This is a genomic window from Mycobacterium sp. 48b (genome assembly GCF_048282725.1).
Lineage (GTDB): Bacteria > Actinomycetota > Actinomycetes > Mycobacteriales > Mycobacteriaceae > Mycobacterium.
In genome coordinates this window covers 6,353,803-6,371,436 of sequence record NZ_JBLVUL010000001.1, presented here as the reverse complement: position 1 = coordinate 6,371,436, position 17,634 = coordinate 6,353,803, and the positions used below count along the sequence as shown (strand labels likewise).

Here is a 17,634-nt window from a genome sequence, read left to right as displayed (position 1 = left end):
TCGGGGCGCGCTCAATGCTGCGCTATGTCACTCTGAATTCGTGGGGAAATTCGGAAGTGCCGGTTTGGTTGCCGTCATGGCGGGGGCGGCTTCCGTGATGAACACTGTGGCGATGCCGTCCGCCAGTGCGGCACCGTGTCCGGATGCCGAGGTGATATTCGCCCGCGGCACCATGGAAGCGCCTGGCGTTGGGGATACGGGCGAGGCGTTCGTTAACTCATTGCGCGCCAATGTCGGTGCGAAGTCGGTGGAGGTGTATCCCGTCGATTACCCCGCCACCACGGACTTCCCAACTGCCGTCCAGGGAATCGCCGACGCGCGAGCGCACATCTTGGCCACCGCGGCCAATTGCCCAGACACCAAGATGGTGCTCGGCGGATTCTCTCAGGGCGCGGCGGTGATCGGCTTCGTAACTGCGAGCGTTGTGCCCGATGGGATTTCACCGGCAGACGTGCCTGCGCCCATGCCGCCGGATGTAGCTGACCACGTGGCAGCCGTCGCGCTGTTCGGGAAACCGTCGCCGCGATTCATGAAGGTACTCAACAATCCGTCGGTCGTCGTCGGGCCGAACTACACGGCCAAGGCCATCGATCTCTGTGTCGACAACGACCTGGTGTGTGATCCGCAGGGCAGAAGCTTCGGCATCCACACGCAGTACGCGGAGGCCGGCCTGGTGAACCAGGGCGCCGCTTTCGCGGCGAGCAAGCTTCAGGACGACTGGGAGCAGCAGGCAGCCCCGCCCGCTCCTCCCGTTCCGCCGGCCACGCTGGCAGGTGCCGGGCCATCGCAGCCTTCCCGTGTCCAGCCTGCGCAGGCGGCCCAGCCCGCTCAGCACATGGGCCCGGCGCCGCAGAACCTTCCCGGTCCGGCGCCGGCGCAGAGCCCGGCCGCGCCGACGTCGGCCGCGCCCTCGCCTGTTCCACCGGCACCGGTCGCGCCGCTGGCGTGAGGCCTAGTGCGCTGGACTGCCGAACAGGTAGACACCGGTGTGATGGCCGATGAAGTTGTTGGCGATGAACAGCACGCCGGCGACCACCACGACCAGCACCAACACGAAGAACGCCCAGCTCAGGCCGGCCAGCAAGCGTCGACGTCCGGCATGTGAGGGACCATCAGCGGCGATGTGCAGCCGGACGCCGATCGCGAACAGGGTCGGCACGGATGCACCCACTGCCAGGCCGAAGAGCAGGATCTTGCCGACGGCCACGAGATTGATCCAGTTGTTCATGTCAGTGCCCGCCCCTACTTGCTCTCAGCCTGGCCCTCGACCGCGGTCAGGCTGCCCTGCCACGCGTCGTTGACGTTCTTGTGGTCGATCGGCGGCTTGCGCGATTTGAGCCAGATGGGCACGGTCGAGGCGATCAGGGCCACGAACCCGATCAGCGGTCCGGCGAAGCCGCCGATCCCGTGCACCAGGACGTAGGTGAGTGCGCCGACCAGGCCTGCGGCCGGCAGGGTGATCAGCCACGCGGTGGCCATGTTGCGGGCGACGCCCCAGCGCACCTCGGTGCGACGACCCAGGCCGCTGCCGAGGATGGATCCGGTCGCGACGTGCGTGGTGGACAGTGAGTAGCCGAAGTGGCTGGACAGCAGGATGGTGGCCGCCGAGGAGACTTCGGCGGCCATTCCTTGCGGAGCCTCGGTGTCGACCAGGCCCTTGCCCAGGGTGCGGATGACCCGCCAGCCACCCGAGAGCGTGCCGAGTGCGATGGCGACGGCACACGCGGCGATCACCCAGAACGGCGGCATGCTCGCCGATTCGTCGACGGCGCCGTAGGAGATCAGGGCGAGAAAGATGATGCCCATGGTCTTCTGGGCGTCGTTGGTGCCGTGTGCCAGTGAGATCAGGGAGGCCGAACCGATCTGTCCGTACCGGAACGCGGCGATGGTGCGGTCCTTCGGCAGGCCGCGGATCAGCCGGTAGACGAGCCAGCTGGCGATGCAGGCCACCAGACCGGCGATCAGTGGCGACAACACCGCGGGCACGATGACGGTGGAGACCACCCCGTGCCAGATCACGCCGTGGCCGCCGACGGCGGCGATCATCGCGCCGACGATGCCGCCGATGAGAGCGTGCGACGAGCTGGACGGGATGCCCATCAGCCAGGTGAACAAATTCCACAGGATGGCGCCGACGAGCCCGGCGAACACCAGCTCCAAGGACACCAGATCGGCGTCGACGAGACCTTTGGCGATCGTTGCCGCGACGGCGGTGGACAGGAACGCGCCGACGAGGTTGAGCAGCGCCGAGAGGGCCACGGCGGTCCGTGGTTTGAGGGCGCCACTGGCGATCGAGGTCGCCATGGCATTGCCGGTGTCGTGAAACCCGTTGGTGAAGTCGAACATCAGGGCCGTGAAGACGACGATGCACAGCAGGAGGAACTGTAACGACACGGTAAACAATTGTTGAACACAAACACTACGGAAACCTAATTAACTGGCTGAGGTCTCGGTCACTTTTGTAGCGCCCAATGTGGGCCGCCGGCGCGGCGCCGGGGCATACACCTCGACAGCGAGCAGCAGCAGGGCCGCGGCGGCCAGGGCGGTACCGATCCACGCGACCGCGGGGTAGCCGAAACCGGCGGTGAGTGCCAGACCGCCCAGCCACGGCCCGATGCTGATACCGACGTTGAACGCGGACACGTTGCCGGCCATGGACAGCGTCGGTGCGGCCGGGGCGATACCGACAACGCGGGAATTGAGTGCGGGGTTGGTGCCGAACCCGGCCAGGCCGAACAGGAACACCCCGATCACCACAGGCGCGACGTGGGTGGCCGTCAATGCGATGAAACATGAGACGACCAGTAATCCGGTGAATCCGGCGGCCAGCACACCCAAGGGAAAGCGGTCGGCGATGTGGCCGCCCAATGCGATTCCGATGATCGACCCGGCGCCATAGACCAGCAGGACGAGCGGCACCCATCGTGGATCAAGCCCGGTGGTGTCCATCAGCATCGCCGCGAGATAGGAGAAGGTGCCCAGAAGCGCGGTGGTGGAGACCGCGGTCATCGCGTAGGACAGCCAGAGGCGCGGGGTCGCGAGGCCACGGATCTCGGCGGCCAGGCGCGGGGGAGTTCGCGGCTGAAGGTCGGGCACGCCGGCCAGGATCGCCACCGCGGCGACGACGCTCATCAGGGCGATCACCCAGAACGTCCCGCGCCAGCCGAGGTGCTGGCCGATCCAGGTGCCTGCGGGCAAGCCGATCACGGTCGCGACGGTCAGGCCCCCGGCGACGATGCTCATCGCGCGTCCTCGCCGTTCGGGTGTCACCAGTGCCATGGCAGTGGCGCTGCCGACCGCCCAGAATCCGGCGTAGACGAATGCCGCGACGAACCGGGTGAGGAACAGAACGGCGTAGTCATCGGTCACCGCCCCGACGATGTGCGCTGCGACGAACACGGCGAGAAATGCCAGCATCGTCCGGCGTCGCGGCAGTCGGAGTGTTGCGACCGCGAGCACGGGCGCGCCGACCAGCATGCCCAGCGCGAACCCTGTGATCAGCAGGCCTGCCTGTGGAATGCTGACGGACAGGTCGGCGGCGAGCCCGGGCAGGAGCCCGGCGAGAACGAGTTCGCTTGTGCCCTGGGCGAATATCGCGAGGCCGATGATCCAGATTGCGGTGGGCATCAGAGCATCGACCCGCCGGTGGCGTCGATCCACTGTCCGGTGACCCACCGGGAATCGTCCGATGCCAGGAAGGCCACGATATCGGCGACGTCGGCGGGGTCGGCCACCCTGTTGAACGGTGATTGGGCGGCCACCGCTGCCCGGCCCTCGGGCGTCGCCAGCCGGGCGGCGTTCATGTCGGTGTCGACGGTGCCCGGCCCGACCGCGTTGACCGTGATCCGGCGGGCGGCGAGTTCTTTGGCCAGGGTGGCGGTGAACGCATCGATCGCGGCCTTGGACATCGCGTAGGTGAGCAGGTCGGGAATGCGCATGCCATGGGTGAAACGGGTGGAGACGTTGACGATGCGTCCGCCGTCGCGCAGTCGGGTCAGGCCCTGCTGCGTCACGAAAACCGGTGCGGTGGTGTTGACCGCGAGCACCCGGTCGAACTCCTCGCGGGTGAGTTCGGTGAACGGCATTCGGGCGCCGAGGATTCCGGCGTTGTTGACCAGGATATCGACACCGTCGGCGTGCTGGTCGAAGGCCGTCCACAGCTGGGCGGCGTCACCGGGCGCGCCGAGTTGGGTGCCGACGGCGAAAGCCGTCCCGCCGGCATCGCGGATCTGCTGCACGGTCTGCCCAGCCGCGTCGGCTCCCGTGCCGTAGTGAACGCCGACCCTGGCTCCATCCGCTGCGAGCCGCTGTGCGATCGCCCGGCCGATCCCTCGGCTGCCGCCGGTGACCAGCGCCGTCTTGCCCGTCAGTGCGCCCATGAGCTGTCCTTTCTTTAGCGTACGTTACAAAATTCGACGCTAGCATATTTTGAAACGGTCGCTATAAAATGGCTGCATGGCGACGACGAGGGGACGGCCTCGGTCCTTCGATCGGGACGCGGTGCTGGACAAGGTGATCCGGATGTTCTGGCAGAACGGGTATGAAGCCACGTCCATGCGCGATCTCACCGACGAGATCGGCGTCGCCGCGCCCAGCATCTACAACACCTTCGGCGACAAACAACACCTGTTCGCCGAGGCGGTCGAGGTGTACGACCGCGAGTACGGCGGATTCATCGATGCCGCGCTGGAGCAGGAGCCGACAGCGCGCCACGCCGCGGCCAGGGTCTTCGCCGAGGCGCCCGCCCGGTATACCCGGCGCGGGCTTCCCTCGGGCTGCCTGATCGTCAGCGGCGACGCGGGGACCAGCGACCCGGTCGTGCAGAAATCCATGCGCCTGGTCCGGGAACGCAAGATCGCCCAGTTCGCCGACAAGATCCGCGCCGATATCGCGGCCGGGGTGCTGCCCGCCTCGACTGATCCGGACGCCTTGGCGCGCTATGTGATGGCCGTGCTGGCCGGTATCGCCCAGCAGGCCCGTGACGGCGCCTCGCGGGTCAAGCTCGACCAGCTGGCGGCGGTCGCCGCCGGCCTATGGCCCTAGCGTTTCGGGATGGGGACGCCCAGCAGCTTCAGCGCCTCCTTGATGTGCGCGTGGGCCTCGTCCATGGTGACGCCCAACTTCGTCAGCCGGCTCGAACTGTTCGCCGGCGTCAAGCCCACGCACTGGTCGGCCATGCTGCGGTATCCGTCGAAGCCTTCCTGCAGGGCCGTGTTGACCTTGATGTCGGGCCCGGGCAGCACCTTGTTCTGTACCGAGTCGAGGTAGTTGCGCATGTCGTTGCATGCGCTGTGTAGTGCGCCGTAGTCGGTCTTGTGGTCGGAGGTCACCATCGCATTGGCGACCGGACCCATCTGTGAGCCCAGTCCGGCCACCGCGTCCGTGACGGCCTGGCGCCATTCGTCGGTCACCGGGGCCATCGTCGGCTTGCCCGCGACGGCGCACCCGGCGAGCACGGATGTGGCGGCCAGAACGGCGGCGATGTACCTCATATGCAGCGAGCTTATGGTGTGCCGCAGCAGGAGTGCGGGCCGACGCCGGATGCAAGAGTTTGCGCGTAGATCGCCGCACCCACCTGTAAGCGGCGTCACACCGGTAACCTGAACAACGACTGACTAGGCAGATCGGGGGATCGGTATGGATCTCGTGCTCGGCCTCGCGATGACTTCGAGAGCCGTTCGGTGGGTGCTCGTCGAGGGCACGACGGGCGAGGGGCGCCCGTTCGATCGCGGCGCGATCTCCCTGGAGGATGTCGTCGGTTACGACCCTGACGGACTGCTGCGCGGTCTGGTGGACGACACCGAGCTCGAAGGCGGACACAACATCCACGCGATCGGTGTGACGTGGACCAACGACGCCGCCCCGCTCGCCGGCCACATCATGGAGTCCCTGGACAGCCGCGGCTACGGAAACGTCTTCGCGGTCTCGGAGATCGAGGCGGCCGGCATGCTGGCCAGCGGTATCGCCGAGATCACCGAGCATGACGACATCGCGGTCTGCATCGTGGAGCCCGACGCCGCCGTCGTGGCGATCGTGACCCCCGATGATGTCAGCGCCGACCGCATCGAGCGGTCCGACACCTTCGTTGCCGACATCGCCGGGTTGCTCGCGCTCACCGGCAGGCCGGTCAGCGCGATGTTCATCCTCGGCTCCGACGCCCACGATCCCACGGTGGCCGAGCTGGCCGAATCCATTCCGACCGAGGTGATCACCGCCGCTGAATCCGATCTGGCGTTCGCCCGAGGTGCGGGGCTGGCCGCGGCGCTCGCGGTGAATACGGTCGCCACCCCGGTCAAGGCGGTGCACTGGACCAAGGTCGGCGCCCTTTCGTCGGTCGTCGGCGGCGCCTTGGTGACGCTCGTCGTCGCGACCTCGGCCGCCATCGGCCTGCACCTGCACCCCGGAGCGGTGTCGGAAACCGCGCACGCCGCGAGCATCCAGGAATCGGCACCCGAAGCCGGGCCGGCACCGAAACCGGTTCAGAAGCCGGTCGACAAGGCCGCGACCAAGCCCGCGCCCGCAGCTCCGCCGCCCGCTCCTGCCGCTCCGCCGCCCGCTCAGCCGGTCGAGGCCGTCAACCCGCCGGCACACCAGCCGCCTGCCCAGGTCCCGCCGGCCCCCGCCGCCCCGGCACCTGCGCCCGCCTACGTTCCGCCCGCACCGGCCCCGGTCTACTCACCACCTCCGGCGCCGGTCTATTCGCCGCCGCCGTATGTTCCTCCGCCGGTCACCTATCCGCAGCCGCGGCTGCGGGACCGGATCATCGAGCGCATCCCGATCATCAACCGGTTCCACTGAACTTGGCCGTCAGGCCGGCCCGGGCCAGACGCGCCTGCTCGGCCCGCACCACTTCGTCCTGATGCGGTGGCGCCTGGTCGGGATGCTGGGCCAGACGCCGGATGGGCTCGTCGACGGTGCCCCGGGCCAGTAGCCGATACACCCGCACGGTGTGCAGTTCGCTGAGCCGCTGAGTGCGCCCGATCACCTGCCGTTCGGAGCGCGGCTGCCATTGCGGCTCGGTGATGATGAACACCACCGGGGCGTTCAGCCGGCGTAGATCCAGTGCGCCGGCACCGATGTGCGCCAACAAGGTGGCCGGGCCGCGGTCGGTCGCGAACGCGTCGACGACGGCCTGCTGATCGGGTACCGATGCGTCAACGGTTCCGAAGATATTGCCCGGCAACGCTTTCCGGACCACTTCGAGCACTGCGGGAAAGTGTGAGAACACCACCACCCGGGCGCCGTTGATGTGGGCCTCGTTGGTGAGTTCGATGAGCCGGTCCAGCTTGGCTCCCGGCTCCGGTGCGCCGGACGGCCAGGCGCCCTGCCGGATCGCGCTGAAATTGCCGCTGGAAACGGCTTGGCGGTACCGCTCCCGGTCCGTGCGGCTGAGCCGCACCCATTCTTCGGTGGCGATCCGCACCGGCAGTTCGTCGACCACGTCGCCGTAGTCGCGGCGCAGGTACACCCGGTCGACGGCGCGGCGGAAGGCGATCGACCCGCGCTCACCCGCATTGGGCGCCACCTTGCCTGCGACCTCGGGCTGCAGGAAGTCGGCCAGATGACGGAAACCGCCGATTCGTTGGTGCATCGGTACCCCGGACAGGAACAGCACCCGGTTGTCGGACGTCAGGACGTTGCGCACGGCGCGGGCCCGGTCGGATTTCGGGTCGCGCAGCAGGTGCGCCTCGTCGACGACGACCAGTGTGGGGCGTTCGGGCAGCTTGATGCGCTGCAGGGTGTCGTAGGAGACGATGGCCACGCCGCCGAAATTCTTCCAGTTCTCCAGGCGCGCATCGCGTTCACTGCCGCGGATCTCGATCGCCCGCAGCGCGGTGTGCTTGGCTGTTTCTGCGGCCCAATGGATTCCGGTGTTGGACTGGCAGATCACCAGGGTGTGGCGCAGCTGGTCGGCGGCGGCCAGATGGGCGGCGACGGTCAGCGCCTGCACGGTTTTTCCCAGACCCAGGTCGTCGCACAGCAGGACCCGTTCGCGAGCCACCGCGTAGCGGGCGCCGAATTCCTGGTATCCGCGCAGTTGGGTGCGCAGCAGCGCGCGGTTGAGCACCGTCTGCTCGACCTGCGCGGCCACCTCCGCCCCGACGAACCCTTGAGCCGCATCGACATCGGTTGTCCCGGATGCGAATTCACCGAGTAGCCGGTCGACCGGACCGGGGTCGGCACGGTAGATCGACCACACGTCGCCGTCGAGGTGATGCGCGTCGTCGATGCGGTCGAGCAGCCCGCCCACCGACTCGCGCAACTGATCCGATGCGGTGTGGCTGCGCAGCCGCGGCATCAACCGGTGCAGCTGTTTGACCGGCGCATCGGCCTGAACCAGCGTCAGCAGCGAGGTCAGCAATGCGGTGTCCCGTTCGGCCCGCGGCCGGGGACGCGTCGTGGTGCGGATGTGGTCGGCCATGGCCTGGGCGGCCGCCTGCACCGACTGTGCGGCCTCGATGTCGACACCGGGCACCTGGGTCAGCAGCCGGGCCGGCACGGTGTGGACGGCTGCCACGGTGCGGTACTCCGAGTTGGCCAGCCCGCCGAGGCGGGCGCCGCGCGCGAGATAGGGGCGTAGGTGCTGCAGCGGTGCTGATTGCAGCGCCTGCGTCACCACCTCGTCGGTGCCGGCCCGGATCCGGTCGGCGATCTCGGCACGAAGTTTGCCGACACCTGCGAGCGCGGCATCGGCATGCCGGATCAGCTCGGTGGGATCGGCGCTGTCCATGACACATCATCATGGCACCTCACCGCCGTCGCCGGGTGCACGGATTGTTCGGAATTCTTCGTCAGAATCTCGCGTCCGCTCAGTTTCGCCAAGGGAAATGCCCAGGCCAGAGCGCTAGCTTGAGGTTATGCACCACCACCAACGTCGGCAGTGGGTGCATCTCTCCGGGCAGCGCGCAGATCAACGACTCTCCGCCGTTCGTCGACACGTTCCCGATGTACGGGGCCTTCCCGTGGATTCTGTGACGCGCACGATTACCAGGAGGTCGGGGCATGGCGGTCGACAATCCGCTGGAGGCATTGCTGGATGACCACCGTCCGGCCCGGGCGCGGCGTGAACGCATCGACACCGGGCAGTTCGCCGGCGGCATCCCCCAGGTGCGGGCCGCGGTTCCGTCGATCCGGGTGGGCCGGCACTGGGTCAGCGCACTGTGGTTCGTGGCATTCGGGGTGGTGGCGCTGTTCGTCCTCGTCGCCGTGGCCCAGCAGCTTCGCCAGTACGGCTGGATGCAGGCGTTCATCGCGCGGTACCCGGGCACCGCGACCAGCTATGCACCTCCGGTCACCACAGGTTTCCCCGCCTGGCTGCGCTGGCAGCACTTCTTCAACATCGTGTTCATGATGTTCATCCTGCGGTCCGGGCTGCAGATCTTGGCCGATCATCCCCGGCTGTACCTGAACTCGGGGTGCCGCCCGGGCACGGAGCGCCTTCGGTTGCGCGGCGCGGTACCTGCCGACCGGATGGACAAGGCCGACCCGTCGCAGATGTGGACGTCCAAAGACGATGCGGTCGCCCTGCCGAAGTGGCTGGGAATACCGGGCTTTCGTCACTCGATCGGGCTGGCACGCTGGTGGCATCTCAGCTTCGACCTGTTGTGGCTGGTCAACGGAGCGGTGTTCTACGTGCTGCTGTTCAGCACCGGGCAGTGGCAGCGGATCGTGCCGCAATCCTGGGATGTGTTCCCCGATGCGCTGTCGACCGCGGTGCAGTACGCGTCGCTGAACTTCCCGGCCAACCAGGGCTTCACCGTCTACAACGGTCTGCAGGTGCTGGCGTACTTCGTCACGGTGTTCGTCGCGGCGCCACTGGCGTTCGTCACGGGCCTGCTGCAGGCACCGGCCGTGGCCGCGAGATTCGGCACGGGACGGGGTTCGCTCAACCGCCAGGTGGCCCGCACCGTGCACTTCATGGTGTGGCTGTGGATGGTCGGCTTCATCGTCGCCCACGTCAGCATGGTCTTCGCCACGGGTGCGCTCGCCAATCTCAACCACATCACGCTGGGTGGCGATACCCGGTCTCCTTGGGCTCTGGCAGTTTTCGGCGTGGCCGCTGCGATCGTTGTCCTATTGTGGTTGGCTGCCTCGCCTCTGACCTTGCGCTACCCGCGATTGGTACAGAACGCCGGTCGGTTCACTGTCGGGTGGGCAAGGCCTGGATGGAGCGCACCCATCCCCGGGCGTCCTACCGGGACAAGGACATCACCCCGTACTTCTGGGCCAACGGCCGGCCGCCCGACAACGAGGAGTACTGCCGATTGCGGGACGCCGGTTGGGCTCGGTACACGTTGCGCGTGCAGGGGTTGGTGGCAAATCCGGTGCGGCTGTCGTATCGAGAGTTGTTGGCATTGCCCAAACATGAGCAGATCACCCAGCACTACTGCATTCAGGGCTGGTCCGGGGTGGCCAAGTGGGGCGGGGTGCGGATGGCCGACATCCTCGCCCTGGTGCGTCCGCTACCCGAAGCGCGCTGGGTGGTGTTCTACTCGATGGGCGACGGCGCCGAACCTGGTCACGGGCGCTACTACGACTGTCACCGCATCGAGCACATGCGCGAACCGATGGCGTTGTTGGCCTACGAGATGAACGGCGAACCGCTGAGTGAGGCGCACGGTGCGCCGCTGCGGCTGCGCAACGAGTTGGAGCTCGGGTTCAAACAGGTCAAATGGATCGAGGCGGTCGAGTTCGTGGCCGATTTCCGATCCGTCGGTTGGGGCCACGGCGGGTACAACGAGGACCACGAATACTTCGGCCATCGCATGCCGATCTAGCCGGATCGGACCGATGGTCGATGTGCCCGCCAGTCAGCGACAATTCAGCGACAATCGCAACGCCAGTCGCTCCAGCCTCGTCAAACCCATTGCGCTGAGCATTTTCGCCAATCCAGAACCATGGGCCCCATCAGTCCCGCCCGTCCAGTGCCCGCCTGTCAGCGACACTGTCGCTGATAGCTGGGCAACTCGAATTCCGTTGCGTACGAGGCGAATGCACACAGGAGTGACGCAAGTTCACATCGCATTCGTGACCAACGGTGCTCACGATGTGCATGTGGCGATTGTCGCTGGAAAGTCGCTGACAGGCGGGCACATCGGCATGTGCTCGCCCGCGCGCGACACACCGGCCGCGACGCGCCGGCTCAAATCATGTCGTTCTTCGTGAGCCACCGCATCACAGGCCAACCGATGAACACCGGTAGCCAGCAGGTCAGTACCCGGTAGAGCAGTACCGCGGGCACGCCGATCCCGGCCGGCACACCGAACGCCGCCAGACCACCGATCAGGGCCGCCTCGACGGCGCCCACACCGCCGGGGGTGGGGGCCGCCGAGGCCAGGGTGCCACCGACCATGGTCACGACCGTGACGGTGATGAAGGAGGTGGTTCCGCCGAACGCCTCGACACTGGCCCACAGTGCCAGGGCCGCACCGAGGGTCGTTCCCGCGGCGCCCAGCACGATCAGGGCCAGCCGTTGCGGTTCGCGGGCCAGTTTGACCAGGTCGTCGGTGACCTCTTTGAGCTTTGGGCGTAACGAGGAGGACAGCCAGCGCCGCAGTTTGGGCACGGCCAGGAACGCCCCGACGAGCCCGAGGGCGAGCCCGGCGATCAGGTACAGGACCGTCGAGCTCGGCACGAAGTGCGACAGGTCGGCCGAGGCTCCGGCCATGGTGCTGAAGAAGATCAGCAGGATCACGTGCACGATCACCTGCACCGACTGTTGCAGTGCCACCGCCGCGGTGGCCCGTGCTGTGCTCAGCCCGCCCTTCTGCAGGAACCGGGTGCTCAGGGCCAGGCCGCCCACGCCCGCGGGCGTGGTGGTGGCGGCAAAGGTGTTGGCCACCTGCATGATCGAGAGGTTGCGGAAGCTCACCAATCCGTCGGCGCATGCCCATAGTGCGGCCGCCGCACCCACATACGTCAGCGCCGACACCGTCAGGCCGAGCAGCGCCCACGACCAGTCCACGGTGCGCAGTTCGGAGAAGAACGTCGGCACCGTGCTGATGAACGGGTAGGCCACATAGACCAGGGCGACCAGCAGCACCAGCTGGATGACCTGGGTGCGGGTGAACCGGGTGATGGTCTCGGCCTGGATCTGGTCGGCGCCGGTCTGGCGTTTGACCTCGTCGCGGGCGGCGGTCATCACCGCCTTGGCGTCGGGAATCTCCGCCCGAACCCGGGCCGGCACCGCGGCCTTGGTCAACCGGCGGGACGCGGTGAGCACGGTGTCGCGGCCGAAGGCGTCGATCGCCGCGGTGACCGCCGACTTCGCGTCGTACAGCGCGGTGGTGGTGACCAGCAGCTGGGCGATGTCGGACTGCAACTGGGCGTCGGTGGCTCCGTATTCGGCATTGCCGAACCCACCGAACAGCACCGCGCCGTCGTCGACGGTGATCTCCTTGCTGCGCAGGTCGCCGTGCGAGATCTGGTGGTCGTGCAGGGTGCGCAGGGCGTTCCACACCCGGCCGACGGTGGTTTCCTCGGTGCTCTGGTCCAGGGGGATGCCGCGTTTGCGGTTGTGCGCGTACAGCGTCCAGCCGCGGTCCAGGGCCGCCACCGACATGGTCGAGGTGCTGGCCAGGCCGAGGTCGCCGATGGCGATGGCCATCAAGGCGCGGTGCTCGACGGCGCGGCGCATCGAGGTCTGCAGGGGAGCGGTCTCGTTGGAGCGCAGCCGCAGTTTGCGCCACACCTGACGCACGGCGCCGCCGCTCTGCTGGTTGGGGCCGTAGAGCTCGACGACGGCGCAGGAGTCCGGGTCCGGTGACTGTGCGGTCAGTGTCAGCGGGCCGGCCCCGGCCGGGCGCACCACGTTGAACGCCGAGACGACGAATCCGCGGCGGGCCAGCGCGCGCACCGCGCCGTCGAGCGGGACTTCCAGCGCGGGGGTGCCGACGAGCCACACCACCAGGGCGCCGACGAACCAGCCGGCGGTCAGGCCCAGCAGTGAGCGGGCCGGCACCACGGCGCTGACCACCAGATGGATCGGGACGAACGCCAGCAGCAGCGTCCACCACCAGCGGCGCAGCCGGCGCGACAGCCACGGCCCGGAAACGGTGAGCACCGCGGCGAGCATGCCGATCCAGCGGGGGTCGTCGAGGAACTGCGACAGCTGGGAGCTGAGCCGGTCGGAGAGGTCGAAATGCCATCGGGGCGCGGCGATGCCGTTGGCGGTGATCGACAGCGACAGCATGGTGATCAGGGCCGCGGCCGCATAGGCGCCGAGCAGTTTCCACTGCCGTCCCAGGATCAGGCTGACCAGGATCACGAACGGTAGGGCCAGGATCGCGATGCCGTAGGCGAGGTAGACCAGGTTGGACTGGGTCGGGGTCAGCACGCCGACGATCTCGGAGATGGACTTCTCCAGCGCCACCCACTCGTAGCGGGTGATCAGCGAGCTGGTGATGACGGTGGCCAGGAAGATCGCGGCCAGGGTCAGACGCAGGATGTCGTTGGTGCGCCGGGTCGGCGGTTGCAGGAGGCTGCCGGTGACGGTGATGTCCCGTCCGTCAACGCGCATGTTCCCCCTTTCCCAGCCCGTTACCGAGACCCGCTATCAAAGCCCGCGACCAAGGTAGCGGGATCAGATGCCGATATCGGCATTTGGTGGCGATCTGGACCGTTACGAATTCACATCGGTCTCATTTGTCACCACGAGCGACAATTTTTGCCAGCCCGATGTGATCTAGGCCGACACATGCGGCAAACGTGATGTAACTTCGATCGACATGCCAACGCCGAATTGGCCGCTCCGGAGGAGTTGAACGGTGGATTCGACCCCATTCGGGCACTATCAGCTGCAGAAGCTGATCGGTCGGGGCGGGATGGGCGAGGTTTACCAGGCCTACGATTCCGACACCGACCGCATCGTCGCGCTCAAGGTTCTGCCGCCGCATCTGGCGCAGGATGCCACCTTCCAGGAACGGTTCCGCCGGGAGTCGCACGCCGCGGCTGGCGTGAGCAATCCGCATGTGGTGCCGATCCACGGCTACGGCGAGATCGACGGCCGGCTGTATCTGGACATGCGGCTGATCGAGGGACGCAACCTCGGCGCCATGCTCACCAAGACCGGCAAGCCGTTGGACCCGACCTTCGTGGTCGGCATGGTCGAGCAGGTGGCCGAGGCGCTCGACGGGGCACACGCAGCCGGCCTGATCCACCGCGACGTCAAGCCGTCGAACATCCTGATCGCCGACAACGACTTCGTGTACCTCATCGATTTCGGCCTGGCCCGGACCGCGGGCGACTCGGGCATGACCACCGCGGGCAGCACCCTGGGCACGTTGGCCTACATGGCGCCGGAGCGATTCGACGCGGGCAAGGTCGATCCGCGTTCGGACATCTACGCATTGGCGTGCGTGCTCTACGAATGCCTCACCGGGGAGCGGCCGTATCCGGCCGACAGCCTCGAGCAGCAGATCGCCGGACACATGGTGTCCCCGGCGCCGCGGGCCTCCGACAAGGATCCGCGTCTGGCGGCCTTCGACGAGGTGATCGCCAAGGGGATGGCCAAGAAGCCGTCCAAGCGCTATCAAAGCGCCGGTGCCTTGGCCGCGGCGGCGCGGGACGCGTTGGCGGTGCCGGTGCGCAACACCGGGCGGTCGGGACGCCATTCGGCGCAACGCGTTCCGACCCGGATGCGGGTGTCCAAGAAGGTGGCCGCGATCGCGGGCGCGACGGTGGTGGTGGCGGCGCTGGGCGCGGTGGGGGTGTGGCAGCTGCGCGACGACGGGTCGGACCGCGTCGCCAATGCGGTCGGTTCAGCCGGCTCCGGTCCGGTGCAGGCGCCGACGGGGGCCGTCGACAAGATCGCGCAGACGGTGCCATCCGAGATCCGCGACTCCGGGCGCCTGGTGATCGGCGTCAATGTGCCGTACGCGCCCAACGAGTTCAAGAATTCCAGCGGCGAGATCGTGGGATTCGACATCGATCTGATGAAGGCCGTGACCCGCACCATGGGATTGGTGCCCGATTTCCGCGAGACCGGATTCGAGGGCATCCTGCCGTCGGTGCAGGATGGCAACTTCAACGCCGGGATGTCCTCGATCACCGACACCGCCGAGCGCGAGCAGCAGGCCGATTTCGTCACCTACTTCCAGGCGGGCACGCTGTGGGCCCGGCGGGCCGGGGCATCGGCCGATCCTGGATCGCCGTGCGGGCTGCGAATCGGGGTGGCGTACAGCACGATTCAGGAGACCCAGGAGATCCCGGCCAAATCGGATGCGTGCGTGGCGGCCGGGCTGCCGCCCATCGAGAAGGTGGTCCGCACCCATCAGGACGAGGTGACGGCCGCGCTGATCGCCGGCGAGGTCGACGCCATGACCGCCGATTCACCCGTCACGGGGTTCGCGATCAAACTCAGCGGCGGCGCGCTGGAGCCGGCCGGTGAGGTGTTCGACTCCGCGCCCTACGGCTGGCCGGTGGCCAAGGGATCCGGTCTGGCAGAGTCGTTGCGGTTGGCACTGGAGCACGTGATGAACACCGGCGAGTACCGCACCATCGCCACGATGTGGGGTGTCGAGAAAGGCATGATCACCCAGCCGGTGATCAATGGGGCTGTCAGCTGAGGTTTTTCGCGTCTCACACCGCGGTGCGGCCGGCGATCGCCTTGGCCAGTTGCACCACCTGGCCGTCGGTCAGGTTCGTTCCGGTGATGCGCACATCGACGACGATGTTGTCCACGGCCAGGATCGCGCGGCGGCTGCCCTGCTGAGGGCTGATCGGCGACCGCTCGTTGGTGACGTCGATGTCGTCGACGACGCTCGGGTTGCCGAGCGCGAAGATGCTGGGCCGACGGTTGCCGGCATAGCTGATCGTGAGGTCGATCCCGGCGCACTGCCGCCAGGTGTCCACCGTGCGGGCGACGAGTGTCTTTGCGGCCGTGGGGGTGTCGAACGATGTGACGGCCTGGTCGACCTCGAGGCGGTTGGTTTCGTCGGCGAACAGGGACTCGCGGAACTGGCGGAATCCGCTGTCGCGGTACACCTCGTCCATCGCGTTGCCGATGACGGCCAGGCAGACCGGACGCGAGGCGTGCTCGTCGGCGTCGAGCCTGGCGGGCTGTCGCAGCGCGGTCTTGGGATGCAGGTCCGTGGTGGCCAGGATGGTGTTGAGCTCTGATTCGCTGGCCAGCATGCTGCCGAGGACGTCGACGTGTGGGGCGGCGTCATCCTCGGTTTGCCTGGTCCCGCACCCGCTCAGGGTGAAACCTGCCAGAGCGATGGCCGCGATGGCTGGTATCGCCGCCCGCTTCACATCCATCTGACCCCCTTGATCCCGTTTGCTGATCGTAATCGGTCAGCGGGGTCTGGCGCAGCGCTGGGGCGTTGCTGTGGACTCTGCTTTCACACCGGTCACAGCAGCACCGCGATCCAACGCATCGGGACCGAGGAGAGGCCTGACGTGCTTTCGTTGATACCTCAAGCTGGCGTTGTGGCAGGGATGCCCATCTGCACCTAGTCTGAAGGCACTCCCAGGTGGCCCGGACCACGCCGCCGCACACAGACGGACCGGGAACACTGACGACAATCAGAGATATCGCTGCCTACGCGGAGTTGAGCCGCGCGGACATCGACGCGTTCGGTGCCGAGCTCGACACCATCCGAAGTGATGTCGAGGAGTCGCTGGGAGCGCGCGACGCCGCCTACATTCGGCGCACCATCGTGTTCCAGCGGGCGCTGGAGGTGACCGCACGCCTGCTGATCGCCGGTACCCGGTCGAAACTCGGCCTGCTCGCCGGCACAGCTACGTTGGCCTACGCGAAATCCGTTGAGAACATGGAGATCGGGCACAACGTCGGCCATGGCCAGTGGGATTGGATGAACGACCCCGAGATCCACTCCACCACCTGGGAATGGGACATGGTGGGTCCGTCAGCGCAGTGGCGGTACTCGCACAATTACCACCATCACGTGTTCAGCAACGTGCTGGGTGTGGACGACGACCTCGGCTTCGGCATCCTGCGGATGAGCCGCGACCAGCAATGGGAGCCTCAGCACCTCGTTCAGCCGTTGCGAAATGTTCTGTTGGCCATGATCTTCGAGTGGGGAATCGCCCTGCACGACTTCTATTCCGCTCGGGACCGGGCGGACACCGAAGCCGGTAAACACGCCGCACGGCAGCTGTTGCGCACCAAGATCGGCCGCCAGCTCGCCAAGGACTTCGTCGTCCTGCCTGCGCTGAGCGGGCGGCGCTGGAAGCGAACCCTTGTCGCGAATCTGGGCGCAAACCTGCTGCGTAACCTGTGGGCGTACCTGGTGATCTTCTGCGGGCATTTCCCCGACGGCGCGCAGCGGTTCGGCCCGGAAACGCTGCGGAAGGAGAGCCGCGGCGAGTGGTACCTGCGACAGATGCTGGGTGCGGCGAACTTCAAAGCCGGACCTGTGCTGGCCTTTTCAAGTGGGAACTTGTGCTACCAGATCGAGCACCACCTGTTCCCGGACCTGCCCAGCAATCGTCTCGCGGAAGTGAGCGTGCGCGTGCGTGACGTGTGCGAGAAATACAATCTGCCCTACACCAGCGGGCCGCTGGCCCAGCAGTATCTGCAGACTCTGCGGACGATCTTTGCACTCGCCCTGCCCAATGCGGGGTGGCGATCGCTGTTCCGAGCGGCGCCACCCATCTGATCGGGAGACC

Annotated in this window: 14 protein-coding genes and 1 pseudogene; 7 read left to right on the top strand and 8 right to left on the bottom strand. The window is 67.3% G+C overall.

Annotation, left to right across the window (positions count from 1 at the left end; genetic code table 11):
• Positions 1 to 76: 76 nt before the first annotated feature.
• Positions 77 to 949 (top strand): cutinase family protein, encoded by an 873-nt coding sequence (locus ACNQR1_RS31145; RefSeq protein WP_418050568.1) that lies wholly within the window; start codon positions 77 to 79, stop codon positions 947 to 949.
• 3 nt (positions 950 to 952) lie between these two features.
• Here ACNQR1_RS31145 and ACNQR1_RS31140 read toward each other — a convergent pair whose 3' ends face one another.
• The 4 genes from ACNQR1_RS31140 to ACNQR1_RS31125 are packed head-to-tail and all read right to left on the bottom strand — an operon-like array spanning position 953 to position 4,379.
• Entirely contained in the window at positions 953 to 1,228 is a 276-nt protein-coding gene (locus tag ACNQR1_RS31140) for a hypothetical protein (RefSeq protein ID WP_418049392.1), read from the bottom strand.
• Between the two features lie 14 nt (positions 1,229 to 1,242).
• Positions 1,243 to 2,394 carry an anion permease gene (locus ACNQR1_RS31135; protein WP_418049391.1) on the bottom strand — a complete coding sequence of 384 codons (1,152 nt, stop codon included), beginning with the start codon at positions 2,392 to 2,394 and terminating at the stop codon, positions 1,243 to 1,245.
• Positions 2,395 to 2,433: 39 nt separating this feature from the next.
• Positions 2,434 to 3,627, bottom strand: a complete 1,194-nt coding sequence (locus ACNQR1_RS31130) for a Cmx/CmrA family chloramphenicol efflux MFS transporter (RefSeq protein WP_418049390.1) — start codon at positions 3,625 to 3,627, stop codon at positions 2,434 to 2,436.
• The gene (locus ACNQR1_RS31125; RefSeq protein ID WP_418049389.1) at positions 3,627 to 4,379 is read right to left on the bottom strand and encodes an SDR family oxidoreductase; all 753 of its coding nucleotides are present in this window, start codon (positions 4,377 to 4,379) and stop codon (positions 3,627 to 3,629) included. The genes ACNQR1_RS31130 and ACNQR1_RS31125 overlap by 1 nt, the downstream gene beginning before the upstream one ends.
• A gap of 76 nt (positions 4,380 to 4,455) precedes the next feature.
• Between ACNQR1_RS31125 and ACNQR1_RS31120 the strand changes: the two genes are divergently transcribed.
• Entirely contained in the window at positions 4,456 to 5,043 is a 588-nt protein-coding gene (locus tag ACNQR1_RS31120; RefSeq protein ID WP_418049388.1) for a TetR/AcrR family transcriptional regulator, read from the top strand.
• On the opposite strand, the gene ACNQR1_RS31115 is transcribed toward ACNQR1_RS31120, so the two are convergent.
• Positions 5,040 to 5,492 carry a hypothetical protein gene (locus ACNQR1_RS31115; RefSeq protein ID WP_418049387.1) on the bottom strand — a complete coding sequence of 151 codons (453 nt, stop codon included), beginning with the start codon at positions 5,490 to 5,492 and terminating at the stop codon, positions 5,040 to 5,042. The genes ACNQR1_RS31120 and ACNQR1_RS31115 overlap by 4 nt on opposite strands.
• 145 nt (positions 5,493 to 5,637) lie before the next feature.
• Between ACNQR1_RS31115 and ACNQR1_RS31110 the strand changes: the two genes are divergently transcribed.
• On the top strand, positions 5,638 to 6,798 hold the full coding sequence (locus ACNQR1_RS31110) for a hypothetical protein (RefSeq protein ID WP_418049386.1): 1,161 nt from the start codon (positions 5,638 to 5,640) through the stop codon (positions 6,796 to 6,798).
• Here ACNQR1_RS31110 and ACNQR1_RS31105 read toward each other — a convergent pair.
• The gene (locus ACNQR1_RS31105) at positions 6,782 to 8,731 is read right to left on the bottom strand and encodes an SNF2-related protein (protein ID WP_418049385.1); all 1,950 of its coding nucleotides are present in this window, start codon (positions 8,729 to 8,731) and stop codon (positions 6,782 to 6,784) included. The genes ACNQR1_RS31110 and ACNQR1_RS31105 overlap by 17 nt on opposite strands.
• Before the next feature lie 119 nt (positions 8,732 to 8,850).
• Here ACNQR1_RS31105 and ACNQR1_RS31100 point away from each other — a divergent pair, with 119 nt between their 5' ends.
• Positions 8,851 to 8,976 carry a hypothetical protein gene (locus ACNQR1_RS31100; protein ID WP_418049384.1) on the top strand — a complete coding sequence of 42 codons (126 nt, stop codon included), beginning with the start codon at positions 8,851 to 8,853 and terminating at the stop codon, positions 8,974 to 8,976.
• Between the two features lie 27 nt (positions 8,977 to 9,003).
• Positions 9,004 to 10,778: pseudogene (locus tag ACNQR1_RS31095) on the top strand (molybdopterin-dependent oxidoreductase).
• Between the two features lie 365 nt (positions 10,779 to 11,143).
• On the opposite strand, the gene ACNQR1_RS31090 reads toward ACNQR1_RS31095, so the two are convergent.
• Positions 11,144 to 13,519 (bottom strand): flippase-like domain-containing protein, encoded by a 2,376-nt coding sequence (locus tag ACNQR1_RS31090; RefSeq protein WP_418049383.1) that lies wholly within the window; start codon positions 13,517 to 13,519, stop codon positions 11,144 to 11,146.
• Positions 13,520 to 13,766: 247 nt separating this feature from the next.
• On the opposite strand from ACNQR1_RS31090, the gene ACNQR1_RS31085 reads away from it, so the two are divergent.
• Positions 13,767 to 15,566, top strand: a complete 1,800-nt coding sequence (locus tag ACNQR1_RS31085; RefSeq protein WP_418049382.1) for a bifunctional serine/threonine-protein kinase/transporter substrate-binding domain-containing protein — start codon at positions 13,767 to 13,769, stop codon at positions 15,564 to 15,566.
• 13 nt (positions 15,567 to 15,579) lie between these two features.
• Here ACNQR1_RS31085 and ACNQR1_RS31080 read toward each other — a convergent pair whose 3' ends face one another.
• Positions 15,580 to 16,260 (bottom strand): sensor domain-containing protein, encoded by a 681-nt coding sequence (locus ACNQR1_RS31080; protein WP_418049381.1) that lies wholly within the window; start codon positions 16,258 to 16,260, stop codon positions 15,580 to 15,582.
• Between the two features lie 215 nt (positions 16,261 to 16,475).
• Between ACNQR1_RS31080 and ACNQR1_RS31075 the strand changes: the two genes are divergently transcribed.
• On the top strand, positions 16,476 to 17,624 hold the full coding sequence (locus tag ACNQR1_RS31075) for a fatty acid desaturase family protein (RefSeq protein ID WP_418049380.1): 1,149 nt from the start codon (positions 16,476 to 16,478) through the stop codon (positions 17,622 to 17,624).
• Positions 17,625 to 17,634 lie beyond the last annotated feature (10 nt).

What these genes read in the sequence shown, in the direction of transcription:
- ACNQR1_RS31145 (WP_418050568.1), top strand. Translation starts at nt 77, where the DNA reads ATGGCGGGGGCGGCTTCCGTGATGAACACTGTGGCGATGCCGTCCGCC.
- ACNQR1_RS31125 (WP_418049389.1), bottom strand. Translation starts at nt 4,379, where the DNA reads ATGGGCGCACTGACGGGCAAGACGGCGCTGGTCACCGGCGGCAGCCGA.
- ACNQR1_RS31105 (WP_418049385.1), bottom strand. Translation starts at nt 8,731, where the DNA reads ATGGACAGCGCCGATCCCACCGAGCTGATCCGGCATGCCGATGCCGCG.
- ACNQR1_RS31090 (WP_418049383.1), bottom strand. Translation starts at nt 13,519, where the DNA reads ATGCGCGTTGACGGACGGGACATCACCGTCACCGGCAGCCTCCTGCAA.
- ACNQR1_RS31130 (WP_418049390.1), bottom strand. Translation starts at nt 3,627, where the DNA reads ATGCCCACCGCAATCTGGATCATCGGCCTCGCGATATTCGCCCAGGGC.
- ACNQR1_RS31120 (WP_418049388.1), top strand. Translation starts at nt 4,456, where the DNA reads ATGGCGACGACGAGGGGACGGCCTCGGTCCTTCGATCGGGACGCGGTG.
- ACNQR1_RS31140 (WP_418049392.1), bottom strand. Translation starts at nt 1,228, where the DNA reads ATGAACAACTGGATCAATCTCGTGGCCGTCGGCAAGATCCTGCTCTTC.
- ACNQR1_RS31110 (WP_418049386.1), top strand. Translation starts at nt 5,638, where the DNA reads ATGGATCTCGTGCTCGGCCTCGCGATGACTTCGAGAGCCGTTCGGTGG.
- ACNQR1_RS31115 (WP_418049387.1), bottom strand. Translation starts at nt 5,492, where the DNA reads ATGAGGTACATCGCCGCCGTTCTGGCCGCCACATCCGTGCTCGCCGGG.
- ACNQR1_RS31080 (WP_418049381.1), bottom strand. Translation starts at nt 16,260, where the DNA reads ATGGATGTGAAGCGGGCGGCGATACCAGCCATCGCGGCCATCGCTCTG.